The organism is Amycolatopsis sp. NPDC048633 (genome assembly GCF_040650695.1).
Lineage (GTDB): Bacteria > Actinomycetota > Actinomycetes > Mycobacteriales > Pseudonocardiaceae > Amycolatopsis.
Genome location: NZ_JBEZHS010000008.1, coordinates 22008 through 45899 on the forward strand (window position 1 = coordinate 22008; position 23892 = coordinate 45899).

At 72.6% G+C, this 23892-nt stretch carries 22 protein-coding genes and 1 pseudogene; 11 read left to right on the forward strand and 12 right to left on the reverse strand.

Features of this window, described 5'->3' with window-relative positions; all coding sequences use genetic code 11:
* Positions 1 to 24: 24 nt before the first annotated feature.
* The 4 genes and pseudogenes from AB0C38_RS17010 to AB0C38_RS17025 all read right to left on the reverse strand — a co-directional run bounded on the left by AB0C38_RS17010 (position 25) and on the right by AB0C38_RS17025 (position 3446).
* Complete coding sequence (locus AB0C38_RS17010; protein WP_360673470.1) at positions 25 to 984, reverse strand: endonuclease/exonuclease/phosphatase family protein; 960 nt, start codon at positions 982 to 984, stop codon at positions 25 to 27.
* Entirely contained in the window at positions 981 to 1904 is a 924-nt protein-coding gene (locus tag AB0C38_RS17015) for a serine hydrolase (protein ID WP_360673473.1), read from the reverse strand. The genes AB0C38_RS17010 and AB0C38_RS17015 overlap by 4 nt, the downstream gene beginning before the upstream one ends.
* Before the next feature lie 279 nt (positions 1905 to 2183).
* Positions 2184 to 3023: pseudogene (locus tag AB0C38_RS17020) on the reverse strand (glycoside hydrolase family 16 protein); the annotation flags it as partial.
* 177 nt (positions 3024 to 3200) lie between these two features.
* On the reverse strand, positions 3201 to 3446 hold the full coding sequence (locus AB0C38_RS17025) for a hypothetical protein (protein ID WP_360673476.1): 246 nt from the start codon (positions 3444 to 3446) through the stop codon (positions 3201 to 3203).
* Positions 3447 to 3673: 227 nt separating this feature from the next.
* Here AB0C38_RS17025 and AB0C38_RS17030 point away from each other — a divergent pair, with 227 nt between their 5' ends.
* Positions 3674 to 5125 (forward strand): cellulose binding domain-containing protein, encoded by a 1452-nt coding sequence (locus AB0C38_RS17030; RefSeq protein WP_360673478.1) that lies wholly within the window; start codon positions 3674 to 3676, stop codon positions 5123 to 5125.
* A 235-nt stretch (positions 5126 to 5360) separates the two neighbouring features.
* On the opposite strand, the gene AB0C38_RS17035 is transcribed toward AB0C38_RS17030, so the two are convergent.
* On the reverse strand, positions 5361 to 6155 hold the full coding sequence (locus AB0C38_RS17035) for an SDR family oxidoreductase (RefSeq protein WP_360673481.1): 795 nt from the start codon (positions 6153 to 6155) through the stop codon (positions 5361 to 5363).
* Positions 6156 to 6374: 219 nt separating this feature from the next.
* Here AB0C38_RS17035 and AB0C38_RS17040 point away from each other — a divergent pair, with 219 nt between their 5' ends.
* The 3 genes from AB0C38_RS17040 to AB0C38_RS17050 all read left to right on the forward strand — a co-directional run bounded on the left by AB0C38_RS17040 (position 6375) and on the right by AB0C38_RS17050 (position 7794).
* A complete protein-coding gene (locus tag AB0C38_RS17040; RefSeq protein ID WP_360673484.1) occupies positions 6375 to 6992 on the forward strand; it encodes a LysE family transporter in 618 nt (205 codons plus the stop codon).
* A 98-nt stretch (positions 6993 to 7090) separates the two neighbouring features.
* Positions 7091 to 7621, forward strand: a complete 531-nt coding sequence (locus tag AB0C38_RS17045; RefSeq protein WP_360673487.1) for a DUF6008 family protein — start codon at positions 7091 to 7093, stop codon at positions 7619 to 7621.
* Between the two features lie 17 nt (positions 7622 to 7638).
* Positions 7639 to 7794, forward strand: a complete 156-nt coding sequence (locus AB0C38_RS17050) for a DUF6008 family protein (RefSeq protein WP_360674139.1) — start codon at positions 7639 to 7641, stop codon at positions 7792 to 7794.
* Here the strand turns inward: AB0C38_RS17050 and AB0C38_RS17055 are convergent.
* From AB0C38_RS17055 to AB0C38_RS17065, 3 genes are all read right to left on the reverse strand, one after another.
* Complete coding sequence (locus AB0C38_RS17055; RefSeq protein WP_360673490.1) at positions 7775 to 11863, reverse strand: beta-galactosidase; 4089 nt, start codon at positions 11861 to 11863, stop codon at positions 7775 to 7777. The genes AB0C38_RS17050 and AB0C38_RS17055 overlap by 20 nt on opposite strands.
* Before the next feature lie 105 nt (positions 11864 to 11968).
* Entirely contained in the window at positions 11969 to 13012 is a 1044-nt protein-coding gene (locus AB0C38_RS17060) for a LacI family DNA-binding transcriptional regulator (RefSeq protein ID WP_360674142.1), read from the reverse strand.
* Between the two features lie 83 nt (positions 13013 to 13095).
* The gene (locus AB0C38_RS17065) at positions 13096 to 13980 is read right to left on the reverse strand and encodes a hypothetical protein (RefSeq protein WP_360673492.1); all 885 of its coding nucleotides are present in this window, start codon (positions 13978 to 13980) and stop codon (positions 13096 to 13098) included.
* A 115-nt stretch (positions 13981 to 14095) separates the two neighbouring features.
* Between AB0C38_RS17065 and AB0C38_RS17070 the strand changes: the two genes are divergently transcribed.
* The 5 genes from AB0C38_RS17070 to AB0C38_RS17090 all read left to right on the forward strand — a co-directional run bounded on the left by AB0C38_RS17070 (position 14096) and on the right by AB0C38_RS17090 (position 18499).
* Complete coding sequence (locus AB0C38_RS17070; RefSeq protein ID WP_360673495.1) at positions 14096 to 14668, forward strand: RNA polymerase sigma factor; 573 nt, start codon at positions 14096 to 14098, stop codon at positions 14666 to 14668.
* Positions 14661 to 15776, forward strand: a complete 1116-nt coding sequence (locus tag AB0C38_RS17075; protein ID WP_360673498.1) for a CU044_5270 family protein — start codon at positions 14661 to 14663, stop codon at positions 15774 to 15776. The genes AB0C38_RS17070 and AB0C38_RS17075 overlap by 8 nt, the downstream gene beginning before the upstream one ends.
* 233 nt (positions 15777 to 16009) lie before the next feature.
* Positions 16010 to 16753, forward strand: a complete 744-nt coding sequence (locus AB0C38_RS17080) for an FCD domain-containing protein (RefSeq protein WP_360673501.1) — start codon at positions 16010 to 16012, stop codon at positions 16751 to 16753.
* On the forward strand, positions 16747 to 17475 hold the full coding sequence (locus tag AB0C38_RS17085) for a sulfite exporter TauE/SafE family protein (RefSeq protein ID WP_360673504.1): 729 nt from the start codon (positions 16747 to 16749) through the stop codon (positions 17473 to 17475). The genes AB0C38_RS17080 and AB0C38_RS17085 overlap by 7 nt, the downstream gene beginning before the upstream one ends.
* A gap of 13 nt (positions 17476 to 17488) precedes the next feature.
* Positions 17489 to 18499 (forward strand): D-cysteine desulfhydrase family protein, encoded by a 1011-nt coding sequence (locus AB0C38_RS17090; RefSeq protein WP_360673507.1) that lies wholly within the window; start codon positions 17489 to 17491, stop codon positions 18497 to 18499.
* On the opposite strand, the gene AB0C38_RS17095 is transcribed toward AB0C38_RS17090, so the two are convergent.
* Entirely contained in the window at positions 18500 to 19156 is a 657-nt protein-coding gene (locus AB0C38_RS17095) for a helix-turn-helix domain-containing protein (protein ID WP_360673509.1), read from the reverse strand.
* A gap of 86 nt (positions 19157 to 19242) precedes the next feature.
* Here AB0C38_RS17095 and folE point away from each other — a divergent pair, with 86 nt between their 5' ends.
* Together folE and AB0C38_RS17105 are read left to right on the forward strand one after the other, a co-directional pair.
* Positions 19243 to 19863 (forward strand): GTP cyclohydrolase I FolE, encoded by a 621-nt coding sequence (gene folE, locus AB0C38_RS17100; RefSeq protein ID WP_360673512.1) that lies wholly within the window; start codon positions 19243 to 19245, stop codon positions 19861 to 19863.
* Positions 19863 to 21068, forward strand: coding sequence for an FAD-dependent oxidoreductase (locus AB0C38_RS17105; RefSeq protein ID WP_360673514.1), 1206 nt, complete (start codon positions 19863 to 19865; stop codon positions 21066 to 21068). Before folE ends, AB0C38_RS17105 begins: the two co-directional genes overlap by 1 nt.
* A 72-nt stretch (positions 21069 to 21140) precedes the next feature.
* Here AB0C38_RS17105 and AB0C38_RS17110 read toward each other — a convergent pair whose 3' ends face one another.
* The 3 genes from AB0C38_RS17110 to AB0C38_RS17120 all read right to left on the reverse strand — a co-directional run bounded on the left by AB0C38_RS17110 (position 21141) and on the right by AB0C38_RS17120 (position 23850).
* On the reverse strand, positions 21141 to 21575 hold the full coding sequence (locus AB0C38_RS17110) for a hypothetical protein (protein WP_360673517.1): 435 nt from the start codon (positions 21573 to 21575) through the stop codon (positions 21141 to 21143).
* A gap of 110 nt (positions 21576 to 21685) precedes the next feature.
* Positions 21686 to 22348 (reverse strand): response regulator transcription factor, encoded by a 663-nt coding sequence (locus tag AB0C38_RS17115; RefSeq protein ID WP_360673520.1) that lies wholly within the window; start codon positions 22346 to 22348, stop codon positions 21686 to 21688.
* Complete coding sequence (locus AB0C38_RS17120; RefSeq protein ID WP_360674145.1) at positions 22345 to 23850, reverse strand: GAF domain-containing protein; 1506 nt, start codon at positions 23848 to 23850, stop codon at positions 22345 to 22347. The genes AB0C38_RS17115 and AB0C38_RS17120 overlap by 4 nt, the downstream gene beginning before the upstream one ends.
* Positions 23851 to 23892 lie beyond the last annotated feature (42 nt).

Below are 23892 nucleotides of genomic sequence, written 5' to 3' on the forward strand. Positions count from 1 at the left end.
CCCCGGGTCCGGACGCCCCCAGGGTCACAGCGCCAGGCTGGCCGCGACCGGGAGGTGGTCGCTGCCGGTCGCGGGCAACGTCCACGCCGCCACCGGCCGCACACCCGCCACGAAGACCTGGTCGATCCGGGCCATCGGCAGCCCGGCGGGCCAGCTGAACCCGAACCCGTCCCCGGCCTCGTCCTGCGCCGACTCCATCCGCGCGGTGACGGGCGCCAGCGCCCGGTCGTCGGCCGTGCCGTTGAAGTCGCCGACCAGCACCGTGCGCGGCGACGACTCCCCCGCCAGTGCGTCGGCGAGCAGGCCGATCGCCTCGTCGCGGCCGTTCGCCGTGAAGCCCGAGTCGAGCCGGACCCGCACCGACGGCAGGTGCGCCACGAACACCGCCACCGGGCCTTTCGGAGTGTCCACTGTGGCCCGCAGCGCGCGGGTCCACGGCATGATCGCCACCGGCCGCGTGTCGCTCAGCGGGAACGTGCTCCAGATCCCGACCGTCCCCTGCACCGAATGGTGCGGGTAGCCGGCGGCGAGCGCGTCCTCGTACTTCGGGATCTCGGACTTCTTCAGCTCCTCCAAGGCGATCACCTGCGCACCGGAGGCGGCCAGGGCCCGCGCGGTGCCGGCCGGGTCCGGGTTCTCGTCGTTGACGTTGTGCGAGACGATCGTCAGGTCCCCGCCGGCTTCGGTCTTGTCGAACAGCCTGCCGCCGAAGAACCCGCCCCAGACCAGCGCCGGCAGCAGCAGCGACACGAGCGCGAGCGCCGACCGCCGGACCAGCGCCGCCACGAGCAGCGGCAGCACGAGCAGGCCGGTCCACGGCAGGAACGTCTCCAGCAGGCTGCCGGCGTTGCCCACCCGGTTGGGCACCAGCGGGTGCGCGAGCAGCAGCAGTGCGGTCAGCGCGGAGAACACCGCGATGACCCGGCCGCGGCGCCACGTTCCGCGGTCCGGCACCGTCTTCTCCGGTTCGAGGGTCGCCGTCACCGGGTCGCCGCCGGCAGTTCCCGCTGGATCGCCGAGATGAGCGTCTCGCTGGTGTCCAGCGCGGCCCGCAGCCCGGCCGCCGGGCTGCCACCCGGGTTCTGGTGCAGGACGACCCCGAGGATGAGCGGACCGCCGTCGGCCCGCGCGGCCCACATCAGGGCCCCGCCGGCCGCGGTCGACGAGCCGGTCTTCAGCCCGATCACGCCGTGGCGGCCGAGGAGGGTGTTGGTGTTGACGACGTCGCCGGGCACGCCGTCGACGCGCAGGCTCGCGGTGCCGACGATCTCCCGGATCACGTCGCTCTTCATCACTTCGCGCGCCAGCCGCAGCTGGTCGGTGGCGGTGCTCGTCGTCGAGTCCTCGACGCCGCTGGCCCCGGTGTAGGTGGTGCTGGTCATGCCGAGAGCCGCGGCCGCGCGGTTCATCTTCGCGACGAACGCGTCCTGGCTGCCGGCGTCCCAGCGCGCGAGCAGGCGGGCGACGTTGTTGCCGGACGGGACGAGCATGAGCGCCAGCAGGTCCCGTTCACTGATATCGCGGCCGGCCCGCACCGGGGCGGTCGACTCCTCGGACGACGTCGACTCGGCTTCGGCCTGCTCGTCGACGGTGATCCGCGGGCCCGCTTCGCCCGCGGCGAGCGGGTGGTCCTTCAGCACGACGTAGGCGGTCATCACCTTGGTGACGCTCGCGATCGGCACCGGCCGCTGCTCCCCGCGGCTGCCGAGCGAGCCCAGGCCCTGCACCTCGGCGCTCGCCTGCCCTTCGGCCGGCCACGGCAGCGGCAGGTCGACGACGGGCCGCGCGGCACTCGCACGACCGTCGACCGTGGGCGGGAAGAGGACCCAGCAGGCCGCGGCGAGCGCCACCGCCACGGCGGCGGCGATCCCGCCGGCGACGGGTCGGATGCGGGTACGGGCCATGGGTTTCCTCCGGGTGCCGGGGTGCGCCGCGGAAGCGCACACCGATCACTGTGTCCGGAGAAGGTCGCCGGCCCGTCGGGGTTGTTCGACAGGTCTGAACCAGAAGTGTCCCGGTTCTGTACCAAAGCCTGGCCCCGGCGGCCATGAACGACTCTTTCAGGGCGCCCGGCGACCTGAAAGACTCTTTCATGACATCCGGGCGGCCGGCCGGGAATGGCGCGGGACCGGCCCCCCTCCGCCGCGCGCGGAGAGAAGCCGGTCCCGCTGGTCTGAACCTCAGCTCACGTGGACGTAGTCGACCACGAGCTGCTGCGGGAACTGGGTGCTGCCGTCGGGGTCGCCGGGCCAGTAGCCGCCGACCGCGAGGTTCAAGATCACGAAGAAGTCGTGGTTGAACACCCACTGGTTGCCGCCGACGTCGGCCGGCGTGCGGGTCTGGTAGGCGTTGCCGTCGACCGACCACACGATCTTGTCCTGCGACCAGTCGATCGCGTACGTGTGGAAGTCGTCGGAGAAGTTCGGCCCGTTGTAGGCCGCGCCGATGCCGCCGGAACCCGAGTAGCCCGGGCCGTGGATGGTGCCGTGCACGGAGTTCGGCTCGAAGCCGACGTTCTCCATGATGTCGATCTCGCCGCACTGCGGCCAGCCGACGTTGCCGATGTCCGAACCCAGCATCCAGAACGCGGGCCACATGCCCTGCCCGCGCGGGAGCTTCATCCGGGCCTCGATGTGCCCGGAGGACGCGGTGAACTTGCCGGAGGTGTTGAGCCGCGCCGACGTGTACTCGCAGGCGCCGTACCAGCAGTTGTTCCCGCTGTTCTCCTTCTTCGCGGTGATCACGAGGTGGCCCTGGCCGTCGAGCGCCGCGTTGGCGGTGCCGTCGGTGTACCACTGGCGCTCGTGGTTGTTCACGTTGTCGCCGGTCTCGTGGACCCACTTCGAGCCGTCGACGCCGCTGCCCGCCGCGCCGTCGAAGTCGTCGGTGAAGCCGGCGAGTGGTGCCGCGGGCGCGGCCTGGACCTGCGGTGCGGCCACTACGGCCCCGGCCACGAGCAGAGCCGCGGGCGCCACCAGCAGGCGGGCGGTCCGCCGCCATCGGGCGGAGTTCCTGGTCGACATCGTCGTCGCCCCTTCTGTTCCGCGGGCGACGGCTGGCGGCTCACCGGCACCCTATTTGTTGTGAATGGCAACAAAGTATGAACGGGTACCTGCCGAAGAACAAGGCTAACCGGTCGGACATTTTCCGACGAGTACCCGATGGTCCGGACCATCGGGTACTTTCGGGCAACTCGCGGGTCAGCGCAGGATGCAGTCGAGGCCGAGACCCACGCCGGTGACGACGTACTGGCAGATGTGCGACGAGTGCGCCGCGTCGGTCTCGGTGCACGCCAGCGGCACGCCGAGCAGGTCGACCGAGCAGTAGGCGTAGAACTGGTTCGCATTGCCCGGGACCGGGTCGGCCGACGCCGGAGCGGCCGCGGCGACCACCGCGGAAACCGTGAGCGCAGCAGCCGCCACCCAGGAGGCGATTCGGGTCTTCATCGTGCTCTCCTTCCGCCGATTCCCTGTATGCCAGGGGTTTGTGCTGAACGAGATTCCCCGTCCGGACCGGGTTCACCTCCGGGTCACCGGAAAGTGTCACGCGCCCGCGCTGTTCACATGCATGATGCCCGTTCAGCTCATTGACGCACGTCACATCCGTGACCTATAAAGGGAGTCCGGGTGTACGCCGCAACACCTCCGCAGTCCCCTTTCCCCGGAGGTCCTTGGTGTCCCCACGAAGCCGTCGTGCCGTTCTCCTCGGCGCCGCCACGATCTCGGCCGCGCTCGCACTGACCGGCGCGGTCACCGCGCAGGCCGCGGCGGCGAACCTGGCCGCCACGTTCGCGAAGACCTCGGTCTGGACCGGGGGCTACGGCGCCGGCTACACGATCGCCAACCGCGGCGACGCGCCCGCCACCGGCTGGACCGTCGAGTTCGACCTGCCCGCCGGCACGTCGGTGAGCGGCTCCTGGAGCTCGGTGAAGACGCAGACCGGCCAGCACTACAAGTTCACGAACGCGGGCTTCAACGGCACGGTCAAGCCCGGCGCCACCGCGGACTTCGGTTTCAACGTCGCCGGGTCCGGGTTGCCCTCGGCCTGCACGGTGAACGGCTTCCCGTGCGAAGGCGGCGGCCCGGTCACGACGACGCCGACCACCACCACGACGCCTCCGCCCACGACGACCACGACTCCCCCGCCTGCCGGGGACTCGGTGACCGTCTCGACGGCCGCCCAGCTGCAGGCGGCCCTGGCGAACGCGGCGCCGGGCAAGGCGATCAAGCTCGCGGCCGGCACCTACCGCGGCTCGTTCGTCACGACGAAGGCCGGCACCGCGGCGAAGCCGATCACGCTGTCCGGCCCGGCGAACGCCGTCCTGATCAACGACGGCCCGTCCGGCGACGCCCCCGACTGCCCGGCGCCGACCGCGGGCTGGGACTCGGGCTACGGCCTGTGGCTCTCCGGCGCGCCGTACTGGAACCTGACCGGCTTCACCGTGCAGGAGTCCAAGAAGGGCATCGTCGTCGACAGCTCGCCGCACACGACGATCGACGGCGTGAACGTCAACCACGTCGACGAGGAGGCGGTCCACTTCCGCCGCTCGTCGGCCGACAGCGTGCTGAAGAACTCGACGATCACCTACACCGGGCTGGTGCAGCCCGGCTACGGCGAAGGCGTCTACCTCGGCTCGGCCAACTCGAACTGGGCCTGCCACGGCAATTCCGGCGGAGTCGACCGCGGCGACCGGATCCAGGTGCTGGACAACCACATCGGCCCGTTCATCGCGGCCGAGCCGATCGACGTCAAGGAAGGCACGGTCAACGGCCTGATCCGCGGCAACACCTTCGACGGCCGCGGCATCTCCGGCGAGAACTCGGCGGATTCCTGGATCGACGTGAAGGGCATCGGCTACACGATCGAGAACAACACCGGCACGTTCGCCGCACCGGGAACATTCGCCAACGGCTACGAGAACCACAACACGAGCACGTCCCCGTCGTTCGACAACGGCTGCGGCAACGTGTGGCGCGGCAACAAGTCCGACCTCGGCGGTGTCGGCGCCTACGCGATCAAGATCAGCTCGGTGTCGAAGTGCGCGGCGAACCCGAACGTGGTGTACGCGTCGAACACGGTCACGAACGCGACTTCGGGACTGACGAACATCCCGGTCACGCCCTGAGGGTTCCCGCGGCCGGGGCGACGCACGTCACCCCGGCCGCGGGAACACCGGTGCGGCCGAGGCGTTGTACCCATTGTCGGTACGGCGGTGCCCCCGGGCCTCACCCCTTGCCTTCACGGAATACCGGTAACGCAGGAGCCGTGTCGTGCCTTCCGCCGCGAGGCGGCCCCCGTACCGGCTTCACAACTCCCGTTCCCGCCAGAGGTTCCCCCGTGCTTCCGGGCGGGAGCGGGACTCAGGGCACGATCGAGTCGACGTACCCGCCGTCGACACGCACGGCCGCGCCCGTCGTCGCCGAGGCGAACGGGGAACTCAGGTACACCACCAGGTTCGCGATCTCCTCGGGCTCGATCAGGCGCTGCAGCAGCGACTGCGGCCGGTGCTTCTTCATGAACTCGCGCTGGGCCTCGTCCCACGGCAGGTCCTTGTCCACCAGCTCGTAGACGAAGTCCTCGACGCCACCGGTGTGCGTCGGGCCCGCGATCACGGCGTTGACCGTGACCCCGGTGCCGGCCGCGTGCTTGGCGAACCCGCGCGAGACCCCGAGCAGCGCCGTCTTCGACACCCCGTAGTGGATCATCTCGGCCGGGATCACGATCGCCGAATCGCTGGCGATGTACTGGATCCGGCCCCAGCCGCGCTCGGTCATGCCGGGCAGGTACGCGCGGGTGAGCCGCACCGCGGCCAGGACGTTGACCTCGAAGTAGCGCCGCCAGTCGGCATCGGTGATCTCGAGGGGCTCCTGGGCGCCGAAGATGCCGAGGTTGTTGACGAGGATGTCGGCGTCGGGCACCTCTTCGACGACCTGCGCCGCGCCGGCCTCGTCCGAGACGTCGCCCGGGGCCGGCACCAGGTCGGCCTCCGGCAGGTCTTCCTTCAGGCGTGCGATCGCCTTCAAAACCCCGGTTTCGCTCCGGCCGTTGATCGCGACCCGCGCGCCGGCGGCCGCGAGCCCCGCCGCGATCGCCGAGCCGATGCCCTGGGTGGACCCGGTGACCAGGGCCGTCTTCCCGCTCAGGTCGACCCGCATCGTGAAAACCCTTTCTCGCGTCGGGCGCTCCTCCGGCCGATTCAAGCACAGCTGCCCGGCCCGCACCGGCTGGAAAAACCGGTTGCCGGCCCGGCCCCGCCGGCGACACCCTCTGCGCATGACCTCCTCCCGCACCCCGCTCCTGCCGACCGTCGCCGCGACCACCGCGCCGGCTCAGCAGCAGCCGTGCCGCCCGCGGAGGTCGATCACCCCAGCGCCGTGACCGGCGCGCTCCTCGCCGGCCTGCTGGCCGGCTACGGCATCGCGATCCCGGTCGGCGCCGTCGCGACCTACCTCGTCGCACTCACCGCCCGCACGTCCCTGCGGACCGGCCTGGCCGCGGCGCTCGGCGTCGCCACGGCCGACGGCGCGTACGCACTGGTGGCGGTGCTCGGCGGCGCCGCGATCGCGGGCGTCGTCACGCCGGTCGCCGGGCCGTTGCGGCTGCTGTCGGCCGGGGTCCTGGTCGTGCTGGCGGTCCGCGGCGCCGTCCTGGCGCTGCGCTCCCACCGCGACGCCACCGCCCGGCCCGTGACCCCGCTCGCGCCCGGCCGCGCCTACGTCAGCCTGCTCGGCATCACGCTGGTGAACCCGACCACGGTCGTCTACTTCACCGCCCTGGTCGTCGGCGACCGCGCCGGTACCGCGGTCTCGGTGGCCGAACAAGGTGTGTTCGTGCTCGCCGCGTTCGCGGCTTCGGCGAGCTGGCAAGCCCTCCTGGCCGGCGGCGGGGCCCTGCTCGGACGCGTCCTCACCGGACCCCGCGGCCGGTTGGTGACGGCGCTCGCGTCGAGCGCGGTGATCACCGCCCTGGCCGTCCGACTTGTCCTCTCCTGACCGAAACACGTTGTCCTGTAACGTTTTCCAGGCATTCCGGAAGACGTTCCGCGGCCCGGCTCCCGGATAGTCTCGACCGGACGAGACGGGAGACGATCATGGACATGCCGATGTCGTCGATGCCGGGCTGGGACGTCGCGGGGGCGACGCTGCTCGTGCTCTGGGCGCTGGCTATGTGGACGGCGGTCGGCGTGCTCGCGTACGCGAACCGGGGCCCGGTGCGGCCGTGGGTGTACCGCGGCTCGGTCGCGGTGATCGGTGTCGGCGTGCTCGGGCAGCTCGGGCACGTCCAGGAGCACATCGCGCAGGTCGGCTACTGGCTCGGGCACCCGAACTCCCCGGCGTGGATGACGCCGTGGGGCACCGGGCTCGCGAACGGCCTGCAGATGCTCCTGCCGAACCGGCCGACGTTCGGGATGGAACTGCTGCACCTCACCGGCAACTTCATCTTCCTGGCCGGGCTCGCCGGGGTCATGGTGATCACGCGGCGGGCGCTGGGCACCCGCGCGCACCGCTGGGCGAAGATGGGCGTCTGGATGCAGGGCCTGCACGGGCTCGAGCACCTGGTCCTCACGGTGTCGGTGGCGTCCGGCTCGCGCGCCATGGCCTGTCGACGTTCTTCGGCCTGATCGACCCGGGCATCGGGCTGACGACCTACCGCGTCTGGTGGCACTTCGTCGCCAACGTGATCGGGTCGATCATCTTCGGCCTGGCGCTGTACCACCTGTGGCGCGAACGGCGGGAGGTTCGCGCCACCTTCTTCCTCCGGCCGCTGCCCGAGATCACCCGGCAGGCGGCGTAGCGCAGGTCAGCGTCGAAAGCGCCCAGTCCGCGTGGTCGTTGCCGTTCCCGTCGCCGCCGTCGGCGACCAGGAGGTCCAGGACCTGGGCCCCGGTGACGTCGACGTCGATCGGGACCGCCGCCTGGCCGCCGCGGACCACCGGCGTCGTCACCCGGGTCGCGCCGTCCACCGAGACGCTGAAGCTCACGCTGCCGCCGGTGCCCGTCTCGCCGTCGACGCCGGCCGAAGCCGTCAACCGCGTGCAGGCGCCGGCCAGGTAGAGCTGGACGTCGCTCGCCGCGTGCACGCCCAGGCCCTTCGCGTACGCCACCCCGCCGATGGTCATCGGCTTGCCGTCGCCCGCGTTCGCTTCGCCGTTGCTCGTGTCGCGCTCGACCGGGCCCCAGCCGTTCGTCGCCGTCAGGAACGGCAGCGAGCTCACCGCCACCTCGCCCGCGGGTGGCGCCGGGGGCACCGCGCCGACGATCCGCTCGCCGGACGCCGACCCCGGCCGCCCGGCCTGCCGGTACGCCACCGCCACCTTCAGCGCGGCCGTGTCCACTGTGGAGGGAGCAGTGACGGGCCAGGTGAACGTCGCCGACCGGCCGCCGTCGATCCGCGCCACCGAAGGCGGGGCCGCCGCCCCGACCGTCCACCCGGCCGGCGCGGTCAGCACCGGCTTCACGTCGAACGCCGGGGGCGCGCCCGCGGCCACCCGCACGGTCGCCGAGGCGGTGAACCGCTGCCCGCCCGACGCCGTGTCGGGCGCGGTCAACGACACCGTGGTGGACGGCGCCGGCGGCATCGCGTACCGCCCGGGGTCGAAGCCGGGCGCCGGGTCGGGGCGAACCGTCAGCGGCGAGCGGTAGCTGCCGTAGTTCGTCCACGCGATCTTGCCCAGACCGCCGGTGCTGCCGTCGAGGTTCCAGACGGCGACGGCAATCGTGTTGTGGCCGTTGGGGTTCAGGACCCCGTTCGGGATCGGGAAGCTGTGCTGCGGCCCGAGGTAGTTGACGTACTGGCCGAGCTGCCAGCCGTTGACGAAGAGCAGCGCCCGGTACTGCCGTCCGGGGTCGTCGGTGATCGACAGGCCGAGTGAGGTGTCCTGGCCGCGCGGCAGATCCAGCTCCGCCGTCGTCCGGTACCACGACACCCCCGGCGTCGTGTCCTTGGCGGGCAACGACGTCGACGTCCAGCGCGCGTCCGGGAAGCCGGGCAGCGACCAGCCCGCGCGCTCGCCGTACAGCCCGCCGGTGTTGAGCGGGCCGCGGACCGGGTCGAGGCCGGTCTCACCGCCGCGGACGCCCTGCAGCCGCCAGGTCACCGACGTCAGCGGGGCCCCGGTCAGCCGGGCGGAAATGAGCCCGCGCGCGGCCTTGTTGCCGTTGTTCGCCCCGTAGTCCTCTTCGTGGCCCATGTTCACGGTCAGCACGGAGATCTCGTTCTCTCCCGGGCGCAGGGCACCGGCCGGGAAGGGGAACGTGTGCTGCGGATCCGTCGAGCTGCCGAGGAAGACGCCGTTGAGCCACGCCGAGAACGCGCCGGCCGGCCCGCCGCTCTGGCTCGACAGCGAGATCCCGGTCTGTTTCCCGTCGCCGGTGAACCGGCCGCGGTACCAGGTGTTGCCGGTGTGGAAGCCGTAGTCGTCGGCGAAGAGGACCGGTTTCGTGCCGAGCGCCGTCGAGCTGTTGGTGGTGTCCTTGTCGGCCACCGGCCAAGCCGAGTCGTCGAAGCCCGGCTGGCTCTCCGGTGACTCCTGCTGGTGCTTCCAGCCGGTCAGCGCGGGCAGCGTGACGGCCTTCGCGGTCGGCGCGGCGCCGCTGAGGCTGCCACTCGGCGTCGGCTTGGTCGCGGTCCGGGATCCGTTCCACGACACCGACTTCTCCGCGGCGAAGACCTCGAACGCGCCGTCGGTGCCGATGTCGCCGGTCAGGTTCAGGGTGCCGTGGTCGTCGGCCGCGGTCCGCACCAGGTGCGTGCCGCGGACCAGCACCGGGCCCGCCGCGGTGTCCTGACGCCAGAAGGTCGCCGCCGTCGCCTTGTCGGCGAGCAGCAGGAGCAGCGGCCGTTGTCCCGGTGCGGTGACGAGCACCCGGGTCAGGCCGTCGTGGGTGTAGTTCAGCCGCAGGTCACCGCGGGCGGCGTCCCAAGTGGACGTCGCGCTCCCGTCGAGGACCTGCACGGACGGCTGCTTCGCGAACCGCAGGACGGTCTCACCGGGGCCGCCCTTGTCCCCGTAGAAGACCGCGACGTCGCGGCCGCCGATGGCCGCGCTCGTCATGATCTCCGACGTCGAGTACTGCATCCGCGTCCGGCCGAGGTCGTACCCGGCGACGACGATCTTGGACTGGCGACCGTTCAGAGTGAGGCCGGTGCCGGGCTGCTGCGGGACGACCGGGTAGTAGTCGGTGCTGCCCGAGAGCAGGTCGACAGCGTCCACCACGACGAACGGCCCGGTCGCGTTCGTGTTCTTCTGCCCGGTGACGACGATCTTCAGCGTGTGCGCCCCGGCGGGGAGGCCGCGCACCTCGTAGCCGGTGACCTGGTTCTGCTTGCTCGTCGCGTAGAGGTCGACAGTGCTGACCTTCGCGTCGTCGAGGTAGACGTCGGCGATGCCGTGGCTCGGGTCCTTCGACGTCACCCAGCGGATCCCGGTGCCGGTGAAGGGGATGCTCACGCTGTCGCCGGTGACCTCCGAGAACGACTCGGTGTGCTGGTAGTCGCCGCCGGTGTAGTTCACCTCCGGTCCGACGTGGCTCCAGGTACCGGTGTAGGCGGCCTCGGCGGCGCGGTCGTCGTAGGTGTAGCCGGCGTGCGCCGCGAGGTCCAGCGCGAGGCTGGTGGTGTTCGTGGCGGTGGACGTCGAATCGGTGTGCCGCAGGGTGTGTAACTGCGTGCGGGTGTCCGGGTTGATCCGGGCGGTGTCGGTGAGGGCCGGGGCGGTGAGCGGCGCGCTCGCGAGGCCGTCGGTCTTCGTAAGCGGGGCGACGGACTGGGTGAAGTAGCCGATCAGCTTGTCTTCGTTGTACTTCGGGTCGAACTGGCGCCCTTCGGTGATCGCGGCGCCGTAGTCGTAGGAGGTGTAGTTCTGCGGGATCGCGCTCCAGCCCCACGACGTGCCGCCGTGCAGCATGTAGAAGCTCTGGCCGGTCGCGCCCACGGCGATGTTCTGCTTGTAGAAGACGTTCGCGAACTGGTCGTTGATCAGCTGCGCGCACTTCTCGTAGCCCGGGCCACCCCACGGGTCGAAGGCGCCGCCCTGGAACTCGGCGGTGATCAGTGGCTTGCCGGGGACGTGGTCGTAGCTGATGTCCGGCACGCCGTTCCACCGCGTCGGGTTGGAGCAGTCGAAGCCCTGCGGGTAGGAGTCGGCGGCATCGACGTCCAGTGCGCCGTCACCGGCATTGAAGGTCCCGTTGTTGTTGCCCACCAAGGGAACCGTGATGCCGTCGGCGCGGGCCTTGTCCTCGAGGTGCTTCATGTAGGCGCGGCCGTCGGCGTCGCCGTTGTAGTACTCGTTCTCGACCTGGTAGGCGAGCACGCTGCCGGTGCCGTTGGTCAGCTGGTGGCGCGCGATGATCCGGTCGATCTGCGCCTGCCACTCGTCGGAGTACTTCAGGTAGACGGGGTCGGCGCTGCGGGTGTGACCGGGGGTGGTGGAGAGCCAGGTCGGGAAGCCGCCGCCGTCGACCTCGGCGTTGATGTAGGGCCCGGGCCGCGCGATGACGTACAGCCCGGCCTGCTGCGCCATGTCGAGGAGCTTGTCGAGGTCGCGGACGCCGGTGAAGTCGTAGACACCCTGGCGCGACGAGTGGTAGCCCCAGTCGAAGTACAGCGACGTCGAATTGAAGCCGGCCGCCTTCATCTTCTGGAAGATGTCGAGCCAGAGGTCGGGGCTCGGGAGGCGGTAGGAGTGGAACTCCCCCGACCACAGGTAGGTCCGGTTCCCGTCGACCAGGAACGAGTAGCCGTCGTAAGTCACCGTGTGCGCGGCCTTCGCGGCGGGTGCGGGTGCGGCCGACGCCGCCGGAACGGTGATCCCGGCCAGGGCGAGCACGGCGACGAGCAGAGTCCGGATGACGGCACGCACGAGGGACCTCCGGGACGGCGGGGACCAGAACCGAACACGATCCTTCGCCGATCACACAGAAGTGGTCAAGATGCAACACCGAGATGGATCAGTTCCGACGTCGGGTCAGCGTGGGCCGGTGCTCTCCCGCACGATCAGCTCGGCCGGCACGAGGTGCCGCGCACCGACGTCGCCGCCGGCCATCCGGTCTTCCAGGAGCCCGAACGTCCGCCGGCCCACCTCGATGAAGTCCTGGCGGACCGTCGTCAGCGGGGGGTTGAAGTACGCGGCCTCGGGGACGTCGTCGAAGCCGGCGACGTGGACGTCCTCCGGCACCCGGATCCCCGCCTCGGTGAACGCGCGCAGCAGGCCCAGCGCCATCTGGTCGTTGGCCGAGAACACCGCCTTCAGGCCGCGCTTGCCGACGAGCGCCCGGCCCGCTTCGTACCCGGACCGTGGGCTCCAGTCGCCGCGCACGACCGCCGGCACCCGCAGGCCGCGCCGCTCCAGGGTCTCGCGCCAGCCGCGTTCGCGGTCGCGGGCCTCCAGCCAGTCCTCCGGGCCGGCGACGTGCCAGACCGTCCGGTGACCGAGCGCGAGGAGGTGCTCGGTCGCGCGGCGGGCGCCGTCGTACTGGTCGACCGAGAGCACCGGCACCGGCGCCGACTCCCCGCCGCCGACGGCCACCACCGGGATGTCCGCGGGCACCGCCGCCAGGGCCCGGCCGGCCGTGACGTGCGGCGCGATGACGATGATCCCCTCGACCGACTGGCGGCGCAGGCTCTCCACCGCGTCGCCGATGGACGTCCGGCCCGGCCGCGTGACGCTGCAGATCGCGACGCCGTACCCGGCTTCGCGCGCCGCGTTCTCGATGCCGTACAGGGTGCTCGCCGGCCCGTAGAGGTTCGACTCCAGCGCGACCACGCCGAGGGTGCCCGACCGGCCGGTGACCAGCGTCCGCGCGGCGGTGTTGGGCCGGTACCCGAGCCGGTGCACCGCGGCGAGGACCCGCTCGCGGGTCTCCGGGCGCACCGGCCCGCTCTCGTTGACCACGCGCGAGACGGTCATGTGCGACACCCCGGCCATGCCGGCGACGTCGGCCAGGCTGGGCTGCCGCGGCCCCGGGGACGACGTCCTGACCTGCTCCCCCGGCTTCGCCCGGTCCACCACCCTGGCCCCCTCCACCTCGTGCTGTGCCCCCACCCACGAGACCGTACCGCCGAACGCGCCGCCATCGGCGGACGCCGGGCGCGTCAGGCCCAGCCGAGCGGACCGGAGAGCGCTTTCACGACCGCCGTGACGCGCTGGGTGGCCGTCGCCCAAGAGGTGGCGGCGGACTGGGCGGTGAGGACGACGACGATGTAGCGGCGCCCGGCGACGAGCCCGCTCGTGTGCAGATTGCGGCCCGGGTCGCAGCACGACCAGCCCTGCTTCACCGCCCAGTCGGTGGCGGTGACCGCGCCCGGGATGCCGAAGAACTGGTCGAAGCCGTCCGCGCCGTGTTCGGTGGCGCCGTCGAGGGCGCGCAGGACGACCTGCCGGGTGCCGGCAGGGGCCTCGTCCATCAGGTACCGGTAGGTGCGGACGAGGTCGGCGGCGGTGACGAGGGTGCTGCCCCAGTGCCCGGCGTCGGGGGGCGGGGTCGTCGACTTCAGGCCGGTCCGCGCCGCCCACGATGACACGATCTTCGGCCCGCCCAGCTGCATCCAGAGCCGGCTCGCGACGTCGTCGTCACTGCGCGACAGCATCTCGGCGACTTCGCCGGCGGGCTCGCCCTGCCGCAGGGCTTCGAAGGCGATGAATAGCTTGACCAGCGACGCGGAGGTGTAGGTCGTGTCCGGACGGTACGAGACGACGTCCCGGTCGTTCTTGCGGTCGTAGACCAGCACGCTGACCTTGCCGGGCACGAGCTTCGCCAGCGAGGCGCCATCGGGTACCGGCGGCGCCTTCGCCGAGGTCGCCGGCGGTGCCGAAGTCGCCGTCGTGGCGACGCTCGTCGTGAGCGACGGCACGGCCGCGTGCGGTGGTCCGGCCGCCTCGGCGGGACCCGGCGGCCGGACCGCCGCGGCCACGACGAGCATCGCCGCCACCGCGCCGGCGCACGTCCCGGCCAGCAGCATCGCGTTTCCCCGTTGCATACCGGCTCTTGTCCACAGACCCCGGTGGTGTTCGCCGATGAGGCCCGGATGTGGCCTGCGTCTCACCCGGCCGGGCGGTCGGGGACGCGGGCGGCGGGTCGCGACAACCAGTAGCGTGACCAGAATCGTGGAACGGCTCGACCGGCCCGACCTCGCCGCGCGAGATCCGAAAGAGGTCTTCTCGCGGCTCTTCGACGAGTACGCCCATCCCCTGCGCGGCTACCTCGCGGGCCGGGTGGGCGTGCACGCCGCCGACGACCTCGTGGCGGAGACGTTCGTCGTCGCGCTGCGAAGACGCGCCAGCTACGACCCGGAGAAGGCGCCCATCCGCGGCTGGCTCTACGGGATCGCGACCAACCTGCTGCGCAACCACGTGCGCCAGGAGGTCCGCGGCTTCCAGCTGAGCGCGAAGGCCGGCGCCGAGGACCGTCCCGCCGAGAGCCACGACGCCGTGGTGGCCGGCCGGGTCGACGCGGCCGCGCGCCTGCGTGTCCTCGCCGGCGAGCTCGCCGGGCTGTCCGAACAGGACCGCGACGTCCTGCTGCTCACGTCCTGGGCCGGGCTCGAACCGGCCGAAGTCGCCGAGGCGCTCGGCGTGCCCGCCAGCACGGTGCGCTCACGACTGCACCGCGTCCGCCACCGCCTCCAGGCCCTGCTCGTCCCCACCGAGGAGAACCCCCATGCATGAGCTCGACGAAACCCTCGAGCTGCTCCACCGCGACGCCCGCACGGCGCCGGCCGACCTGTCCGCGGCGCGCGCGAAGCTGATGGCCGAGCTGGAGACCGGCGCGACCGTCGTCCCGCTGCGGCCGCGGCGGGCCCGCCGGTTCGCCCTGCCGATCGCCGCCGCGGTGGCCGGGGTGGTCGCGGTGACGGTCGTCGTCGTCCAGACGGGTTCGTCCGGGCCCACCGCCGGGCCGACGGCCGCGGGCCGGCTTCCCTCGCCGAGCGCGAACCCGACCGCGAACTGGCCGGACATCAAGCTGATGTCGGCGGTGCAGGTGCTGAACCGGGCGGCGGACCTCACGGTCGGCGCGGTCGACCAGCCCGTCGGCCCGGGACAGTTCCGGTACGTCGGCGAGCACACGTGGGTCGGGCGCGGTGTCCACACCGGCGAAGCGACCGGCTACACCTACCTCTGGGAGCAGCAGGTCGACCGCTGGATCCCGGCCGACGCCCACGACGTCTGGCAGGAGAACCGGAAGATCCTGACCACCGGGAAGTTCCTGGGCGGCTCGATGCCGCAGGCCCAGGCACCCGAGCCGGAGATCACCGACACCGACCAGGGCCAGTGGCAGGGCCGCTGCGGCGACTTCTTCCCGAAGGCCAAGCCGCCCAAGAAGTGCGACGACCCGGCGGACTGGGACAGTCCCGCGTTCTACGCGACGCTGCCGCACGACCCGGCCGCGCTGTACGCGAAGCTGCAGAGCCTGACGAAGGGCCGCGGCTCGACGCCGTCGGCGATGTTCCACTTCGGCACCGAGATCCTGCGGGCCGGGCAGATGCCGGCCGCGCTGCGCGCGCAGTGGTACCGGGCGCTGGCGAAGATCCCGGGCATGACGGTGCTGGCCGCGGAGGCGAACCTCGACGGCCGCACCGGCGTCGCCCTCGGCCTCGACGACCGGCACGAGATCCGGCAGCTGATCATCGACCCGGTCACCGGCCAGTTCATCGGCGAGCGCCAGGTGGCGGGCGCGGAGCCGGACGAGCCGTGGATCAAGCCGGGCACGGAGCTCGGCGCGAGCGCGATCACGACCAGGGTCGCCGGTCACCTCGGCGAGGTCCCGGCCAAATAATGCCCATGCCGTGAGGGGCACCTTCAGGGACCTCAAGTCCCTGAAGGTGCCCCTCACGGCAGGTCGGTTCCGCTTGTTGGCCACCGGCCAGCGCCCCAATGTGGCCTTCGGTGCGTTCAACGCACCGAAGGGCCCCTTGGGTGCGTCTGACGCACCCAAGGTGGCCTTGGGGCGCTTGTCTTGTCCGACATCGGTGGCCGATATGTCTTACATATCGTGCTAGCGTTGGCGACATGGAGACCACCGCCGGGCTGCGGATCGCCGCCGAGATGCGGTCGCGCTTCGACGACGGACGCTGGCCCGCCGGCACCATCCTGCCCACCGAGCTGGAGCTGGCCCGCGAGTTCGCGGTCAGCCGGCCTTCGGTGCGCGAGGCCCTGAGCGCGCTCCAGTTCGCCGGGTACGTCGAGCCGCGGCGCCGGCGCGGCACGGTCGTGCTCGGCGGCTCACCCGTTCCCGGCGCGGCCCGGCACGTCCGCGCCGCACGGACCTTCGCAGAGGTAGTCGATCTTCTCGAGGCCCGGCTGGTCCTCGAACCGGCCGTGCTGGCCCTCGCCGCCGCCGACCCGGACCCGGTGGCGCTCGACCAGGCGCACGACGCCGTCGCCGGGATGGCCCTGGTCACCGCCGGCGACGCGATCCCGGCCGACACCGACCACCGGCTGCACGCCGCGATGGCCGGCGTCTGCCGGAACCCGGACCTGCGCGAGCAGGTCCGCACGCTGCTCGAACGGGCGTCCGGGCCGCTCTGGCGGGAGACGCAGGCGACGGCGTGGGCCGGCGACACGCCGCGACGCTGGACCGAAGACCACCGCGAGATCGTGGCCGCGCTGGCCCGCGGTGACGGCCGAGCAGCGGCCGCCGTCTCCCGGCGACATCTGCTGTCCGCTGTGGACAATGCCGCCGCTTGCCCCGGTCTCCCCCCGTCGCAGCTTCGCCGGCTGCACCGGCTTCGCGAGCACTTCGAACCGTGTTAGCCGTCCTGCTGCTGGCGGTGCCGGTCGGCGTCTTCATCGGGACGATCGGCATCGGCGGCGTCCTCCTGCCGCCCGCGCTCACCTGGCTCGCCGGGCTCGACATCCACGCGGCGGCGGGCACCAGCAGCTGGTGCTTCCTGTTCACCGGGATCGTCGGCACCCTCGCCTACGCGCGCCACCAGGCGATGCCGTGGCGCTTCGGCGGCTGGCTCACCCTCGGCGCGGCCCCGGCCGCGGCGGCCGGCGCCCTGGTGAACGGCGTCATCCCGGCGACGGCGCTCTGGCTGTTCCTGGCCGTGGTGACCGCCGGCTCCGGCGCCTTCAACCTCTGGGCGCGGCCCCGCGAGGCGCGCGAGCTGCCCGCGCCCGCCGCCGTCGCGGTCGGCGTGGCCGTCGGGTTCGGCTCGGCGCTGACCGGCACGGGCGGGCCGGTACTGCTCGTCCCGGTGCTGCTGGCGCTCGGCGTGCCGGCGTTGACGACCATCGCGGCCGGGCAGCTGATCCAGCTCCCGCTGGTGGGGTTCGCGACGCTCGGCTACGCGGCGCAGGGCGCCGTCCACTTCGGACTCGGCAGCGTCCTGGGTGTGCTGGCCGGGGCCGGCACCCTGCTCGGCACGCGGCTGGCCGGAAAACTCGGCGGCCGCCACCTCCACCGCGTCGCCTCCGCGGCCCTCGTCGTCTTCGGCGCGTTCCTCTTCGTCCTCCCGTTCCTCCCGCGCTAGAAAGGAACCGCCCGTGGACCTCGCCGCCCGGCTCGAGACCTTCCCGCGCGAGCACCTCGCCCGCACCCCCACCCCGCTCGACGTCCTGACCCGCCTCGGCGAGCGGCTCGGCCCCCGCGTCCTGCTCAAACGCGACGACCTCACCGGGCTCGCGCTCGGCGGCGACAAGCCCCGCAAGCTCGAGTACGAACTGGCGCGGGCCCGCGCCGCCGCCGCGGACGTCGTCGTGACGTGCGGGTCGATGCAGAGCAACCACGCCCGCCTCACCACCGCGGCCGCGCGCCGGCTCGGGATGGACTGCACCGTCGTGCTCAGCCGGGACGCCTACGCCGAGTTCCAGGGCAACCTGCTCACCGTGCGGCTGCTCGGCGCCGACGTCCGGGTGGTCGACGTCGAGGACCACTGGGCCCTCGACGACCACGTCCGCGCGGTGTGCGACGAGCTGCGCGCCGCGGGACGCCGCCCGTACGCCGTGCCGATCAGCGGCACCACGCCGCACAGCTGCCTCGGCTACGTGCGCGCCGGGCTCGAACTCGCCGCGCAGCTGCGGGAAACCGGCGAGCGGCCGGACGCCGTCTACCTGCCGTTCGGCACCGGCGGGATCTTCACCGCGCTGACGCTTTCCTTGCGGGACCAAGGCTTCGGCTGCCCGATCATCGGCATCAGCGTCAACCAGGCCCGCGCGGGCTGCCAGGCCGAGTACCGCCACTGGTGGGCGGAGCTGACCGAGCTGCTCGGGTTCGATGGCGAGCCGCCGGAGGCCGAGATCCGCGACGAATTCGTCGGGCGCGAGTACGGCGACCCGACCGAAGAGTGCCTCGACGCGATCCTGCTGCTGGCCCGCACCGAGGCCGTCCTGCTCGACCCCGTCTACAGCGGGAAGACCTTCGCCGGGTTCCTCGCCGACCACGCGGCCGGGCGCTGGACCGCCGGCCACCGCGTCGTCGTGCTGCACAGCGGCGGTGTCCCCGCGTTGTTCGCCTACCACGACGCGCTCGCCGGGCACCTGGCCCGGCGCGGCTGATCAGGCGGGCGCGAGGCGCACGCAGCAGAAGCCGGGCTGCGGGTCCAGGCAGGCGCGCAGGCGGCCCTCGCCCGCGCCGTCGAGCATGCCTTGGACCAGCCCGAGGCTCATCTCGCATACCAGCCGCGGGTGTGTCCGGGCCAGCCGCTGGAACGGGCAGTTGCCGAGCAGCACGCCGTCGCCCTCGACGCGCGGCTCGAACCCGTGCTCCTCGAGCGTGACGACGACGTCCGGGACGCCGGCGGCCAGCCCGGCACCGTGGTCGCGGGCCCGCCGCCCCAGGATCTCCCGGGCCGGGCCGCCGGTCTCGTCGGCCTCTTCGATCGCGGACGCGAGGAGCTCGCCGGCCAGCTCGTAGTGCCGCTCGGGCACCGAGACGCTCACCTGCCGGTCCGAGCGGCGGTAGAGCTTGGCCGGGCGGCCCGCGCCCGGCCCGGTGCGGCCGCTGCGACGCTCGTACTCGACCTCCAGGAGCCGCTCCTCCACCAGCCGGTCGAGGTGGAAGACGACGGTCGCCCGGGGCACGCCGAGGGCCGAGGCGACGTCGTCGCGGCTCACCGGCTCCGGGCACCGAGCGACGTGCTCGTACAGCCGGCGGCGCGTCGGCTCGTCCAGCGCCGCCACCGCGGCCAGCGCGCCGGCCTGGGACTTGTGCATCCGAGCACTCTAAAACACACAACCGTTGACGAAAACCCCGGCGGGCTTCTAACGTCGGCTCGTCCTGGTTTCCGAAGGAGGCGTCCGTGACCGTCGATCCCGTCCGCGAACCGGTGCCGCTGCGGCACCTGGGTGTCGTCCACGACCGCGACGACATGGACCTGCACGCGGCGGAACGCGCGGTCGCCGACCTGCTGCGGGCGCTGGGCAAGGACCCGTCGTCCGAGCACCTGGGCGACACGCCGCGGCGGGTGGCCAACGCGTACGCCGAGATGCTGCGCCCGCGCGACTTCCAGCTGACGACGTTCCCGAACGACGAGGGCTACGACGAGCTCGTACTGGCGAAGAGCATCCCGGTGCAGTCGCTGTGCGAGCACCACCTGCTGCCCTTCCGCGGCGTCGCGCACGTGGGCTACCTGCCCGGCGAGCGGATCCTCGGCCTGTCGAAGCTCGCCCGCGTCGTCGAGATGTTCGCCCGCGACCTGCAGGTGCAGGAACGGCTGACCAAGCAGGTCGCCGACTGGCTGCAGGAGCACCTGGCGCCGAAGGGCGTCGGCGTCGTGATCGAAGCCGAGCACCTCTGCATGTCGATGCGCGGGGTGCGGGCGATCGGCGCGCTCACCGTGACGTCCTCCCTGCACGGCCTGGTGCGGGAGGAACCCAAGACGCGCCAGGAGTTCTTCGCACTGACCGGGGTGACTGCCTGATGGACAGCTACGTCATCGTCGGCGCCGGGCTCACCGGCGCGAAGGCCGCGGAAACGCTGCGCGCGGAAGGGTTCGCCGGACGCGTCGTGCTCGTCGGCGCGGAGCCGGACCTGCCGTACGAGCGGCCGCCGCTGTCGAAGGGCTACCTGCTCGGCCAGGAAGACCGCGCGTCGGTCTTCGTCCACGACGAGAAGTGGTACGCCGACCAGAACATCGAGGTGCTGACCGGCCGGCGCGTCACGGCGCTGGACCGCGTGGCCCACGAGGTCGAGCTGGCGGGCGGCGAACGCCTCGGCTACACGAAGCTGCTGCTGGCGACCGGGGCGTCGCCGCGGCGGCTGCGCGTGCCCGGCAACGACCTGAAGGGCGTCCACTACCTGCGCCGGCTCGCGCACGCGGACCGGCTGCGCGACGCGCTGTCGGCGGGCGGGCGGGTCGTGGTGGCCGGCGCCGGCTGGATCGGCCTGGAAACCGCGGCCGCGGCACGGACCTACGGCTGCGAGGTGACGATCGTCGAGCCCAGCCCGTCACCCCTGCACGCGACGCTCGGGCCGGAGCTGGGCGAGTACTTCGCGAACCTGCACCGCCGGCACGGCGTGGACCTGCGGCTCGGCACCGGCGTCACGGGCTTCGCCGGCGACAGCGCGGTCACGGCGGTGTGGACGGACGCGGGCGACATCCCGGCCGACGTGGTCGTCGTCGGGATCGGCGCGCGGCCGGAGACGCAGCTGGCCGCCGACGCCGGGCTGGCGGTCGACGACGGCGTCTGCGTGGACGCGTCCCTGCGCACGGAGGACCCGGACGTGTTCGCGGCGGGCGACGTCGCCAACGCGTGGCACCCGGGCTACGACCGCCGCATCCGCGTCGAGCACTGGGCGGCGGCGACGAACGGCGGCCCGGCGGCGGCGCGGTCGATGCTCGGCCGCGAGGTGGTCCACGACGACCTGCCGTACTTCTTCTCGGACCAGTACGACGTGGGCATGGAGTTCACGGGCTGGTTCCCGCCCGGCGGGTACGACCGCGTGGTGCGGCGCGGGACCGACGAGGCGTTCCACGCGTTCTGGCTGACGGGCGGCAAGGTGGTCGCCGGGCTGCACGTCAACCAGTGGGACGAAGGCCTCGACGCGGTCCGCGAGCTGATCCGCAGTGGACGGACGGTGGACCCGGACGCCCTGGCGGATCCCGCGCGTCCCCTCACGAGCTAGCCGCGCCGGCTATCCGGTCGTGAGTGGGAAACAGTGTCAGATCACTGTTTCCCACTCACGACACCCGAGTCGTCAGTTGTCCCGGCGGTGCCGCCCACGCCGGGTTCCGGCGATCGCGCGCACCCTCAGCGCCAGGTCGCCCCGGCGGGCGCGGTGGGCGTACTCCAGCAACGCCTCCACCTGCTCCTGCGGCAGCCAGCCTTGGTCGGCCCCCGCTTCCAGCCTCAGCAGATGGGTGACCAGCTCACGCGAATCCTCGTCGTGCTCACCGGCCAGCTCCGCGAACCGGCAGGCCGCCTCGGCCTCGCCGTCGCACCACGCCGTCATCGCCAGCAGCGTCGCCGTGGCCGTCAGGATGTCGCCGCGGTGGATACCTCCCTCGGCCGCCAAGTGCTCCGCCAGCTGGAAGCTGCGCGTGCCCACGCCGCCGGCGCCTTCCCGGCGCACGGCTCTGGCCAGCGCCCTGATCTGCTGCGTGACATAGTCCCCGCTCGACAACCCCGACATGCCGTCCCCTCTGCCGCGCACGCAACCCCGTGCGTCACCCCGACAGGTGTACTCCATCCGTGGCCAGATACGTCGGATGCGCCACGGGTTTCCGCCGAGTGGGCGCGTGATCAGGTCGAACGGCCGCCGTCGGCGCGTCGCTGCGACACGTACACCGCCGCCGAGGTGCGCCGCTCGACCCCGAGCTTGTGCAGCACCGACGACACGTAGTTCTTCACCGTCTTCTCCGCCAGGAACAGCCGCTCCGCGATCTGCCGGTTGGTCAGGCCCTCGGCGACCAGGTCGAGCACCCGCCGCTCCTGCGGGCTGAGCTGCTCGTACCGCGGGTCCGGCGCCGAGGACGCGGTCTCGCCGCGGAGCTTGTTCATCACCGACGCGGTCAGCGTCGCGTCCAGCAGCGAGCCGCCGACGGCGACCGTGCGGACGGCGTCGACCAGCGACCGGCCCGAGACCTGCTTCAGCATGTACCCGGCCGCGCCCGCCATGATCGCGCCGAAGAGCGCGTCGTCGTCCGAATAGGACGTCAGCATCAGGCAGGCCGGGGCCGGCTCGACCGTCGAGCGGATCTCCCGGCACACCTCCACGCCCTGGCCGTCGGGCAGCCGGACGTCGAGGATCGCCACGTCCGGGCGGGCCTGCGGGATCCGGACCAGCGCCTCGGCCACCGTCCCCGCCTCGCCGACCACCTCGATGTCCTCTTCGGACTCGAAGACGGTCTTCAGGCCGGTGCGGACCAGCTCGTGGTCGTCCAGCAGGAACACCGAGATCGTCATCGTCCACTCCCCTGCTCGCCGGTCCGGGCCGGCAGCTCCGCGGTCCACTCCAGCCGGGAACCGCCCCCTTCGGCGGCCACCAGCACGCACTCGCCGCCCCACCGGGCCGCACGGGCGGCCAGGTTGGCGAGCCCGCTGACCCGGCCGGGCCCCTCGGGTGGCCCGGTCCCGTCGTCGCGCACCACGAGGTTCAGCCGCCGGCCGAGCCCGTCGACGGTGACGTCGACCGAAGACGACGTCGCCCCGGCGTGGCGCGCCACGTTCGTCAGCGCCTCGCGCAGCGACGCGATCAGGTCGGACCGGACGGCGTCCGGCACGGCCGCGTCGAGCGGCCCGTCGAAGCCGACGCGCGGCTCGAAGCCCAGCGTGTCCCGGGCGTCGACCGCCACCCGCAGCAGCTCCCCGCGCAGGCTTCCCTGCGCCTGCGCGGGCGCCTGCAACGAGAAGATGCTGTTGCGGATCTCGCGGATCGTGCCGTCGAGATCCTGGGCGAACCCAGCGACGCGCCCGGCCACGGCCTGGTCGGCGATCAGCCGGCTGACGCCCTCGAGCCCGAGCCCGGTGGCGAACAGCCGCTGGATGACCAGGTCGTGCAGGTCGCGGGCGATCCGGTCGCGGTCTTCGAACACCGCCAGCTGCTGGCGCACCTCCTGCGCCCGGGAGAACTCGACGGCGAGCGCGGCGTGCCCGGCGAAGGTCTCGGCCAGCTGGACTTCGGCCTCGGTGAATGGCGTCTTGTCCCGGAACTTCGCGACGACCAGCACGCCCAGCGTCTCGTCGCCGACCAGCAGCGGCACCGAGATCGCCGAGTCCAGGTCCTTGATCATCGCCGGCATCGGCCCGGCGCGGTCGCGCTGCTCCTCCTGCACGTGGTCGCCGTAGTCGCGCACGACGACCGGGCGGCGGGTGGTGAACGCGATCCCGGTGGCGGTGCCTTCGGTCGGGACGGTCAGCCCGGTGAGCCGGTCGGCGTCCTCCCCCGGCGGCTCGACGACGTCGAAGATCAGCTGTCCCGGACCGGCGGGCAGCGCGATCGCGCCCCCGGTGCCCCCGGCCACCACGCGGGCGCGTTCGGCGATCAGCCGCAGGGTGGCCCGCAGGTCCTGCGCGCCGAGCAGCGCGCGGGTGACGTCGTAGGACGCTTCCAGCCAGCGTTCGCGGCGGCGCATCCCGTCGACCAGCACGGCCTTCTCGACGGCCATCCCGGTCGCCGCGGTGAGCGCGCCCAGCACCTCCCGCTCGCGGCGGCCGAACTCGCCGCCGTCCCCGGGTTCGACCGCGAACGTGCCGAGCGTCCGCTCCCCGGCCCGCACCGGCAGCTCGACCGCGGCCGCGCCGCCGGGCCGCCCGTACTCGGCGACGCCGCCCACCGGACCGGTCACCTCGAGCCGGCCGCGGCGGGCGCCGACCACCTCGCACACGGTCTTCACGGCGCGGTCCAGCAACGCCGGCATCTCCAGCTCCCGCGCGATCCCGGCCACCGCGGCCAGGATCATCGGCATGCTGATTTCGTCCGCCACTTTCCCCGTCGACCCCGTTGGCTC

Bases quoted from the DNA above. Each gene is read 5' to 3' on its own strand.
- AB0C38_RS17015 (WP_360673473.1), bottom strand. From the start codon at position 1,904: ATGGCCCGTACCCGCATCCGACCCGTCGCCGGCGGGATCGCCGCCGCC.
- AB0C38_RS17025 (WP_360673476.1), bottom strand. From the start codon at position 3,446: ATGAAGACCCGAATCGCCTCCTGGGTGGCGGCTGCTGCGCTCACGGTT.
- AB0C38_RS17035 (WP_360673481.1), bottom strand. From the start codon at position 6,155: ATGCGGGTCGACCTGAGCGGGAAGACGGCCCTGGTCACCGGGTCCACC.
- AB0C38_RS17045 (WP_360673487.1), top strand. From the start codon at position 7,091: ATGGACATGCCGATGTCGTCGATGCCGGGCTGGGACGTCGCGGGGGCG.
- AB0C38_RS17065 (WP_360673492.1), bottom strand. From the start codon at position 13,980: ATGCAACGGGGAAACGCGATGCTGCTGGCCGGGACGTGCGCCGGCGCG.
- AB0C38_RS17075 (WP_360673498.1), top strand. From the start codon at position 14,661: ATGCATGAGCTCGACGAAACCCTCGAGCTGCTCCACCGCGACGCCCGC.
- AB0C38_RS17080 (WP_360673501.1), top strand. From the start codon at position 16,010: ATGGAGACCACCGCCGGGCTGCGGATCGCCGCCGAGATGCGGTCGCGC.
- AB0C38_RS17095 (WP_360673509.1), bottom strand. From the start codon at position 19,156: ATGCACAAGTCCCAGGCCGGCGCGCTGGCCGCGGTGGCGGCGCTGGAC.
- AB0C38_RS17105 (WP_360673514.1), top strand. From the start codon at position 19,863: ATGGACAGCTACGTCATCGTCGGCGCCGGGCTCACCGGCGCGAAGGCC.
- AB0C38_RS17110 (WP_360673517.1), bottom strand. From the start codon at position 21,575: ATGTCGGGGTTGTCGAGCGGGGACTATGTCACGCAGCAGATCAGGGCG.
- AB0C38_RS17115 (WP_360673520.1), bottom strand. From the start codon at position 22,348: ATGACGATCTCGGTGTTCCTGCTGGACGACCACGAGCTGGTCCGCACC.
- AB0C38_RS17120 (WP_360674145.1), bottom strand. From the start codon at position 23,850: ATGCCGATGATCCTGGCCGCGGTGGCCGGGATCGCGCGGGAGCTGGAG.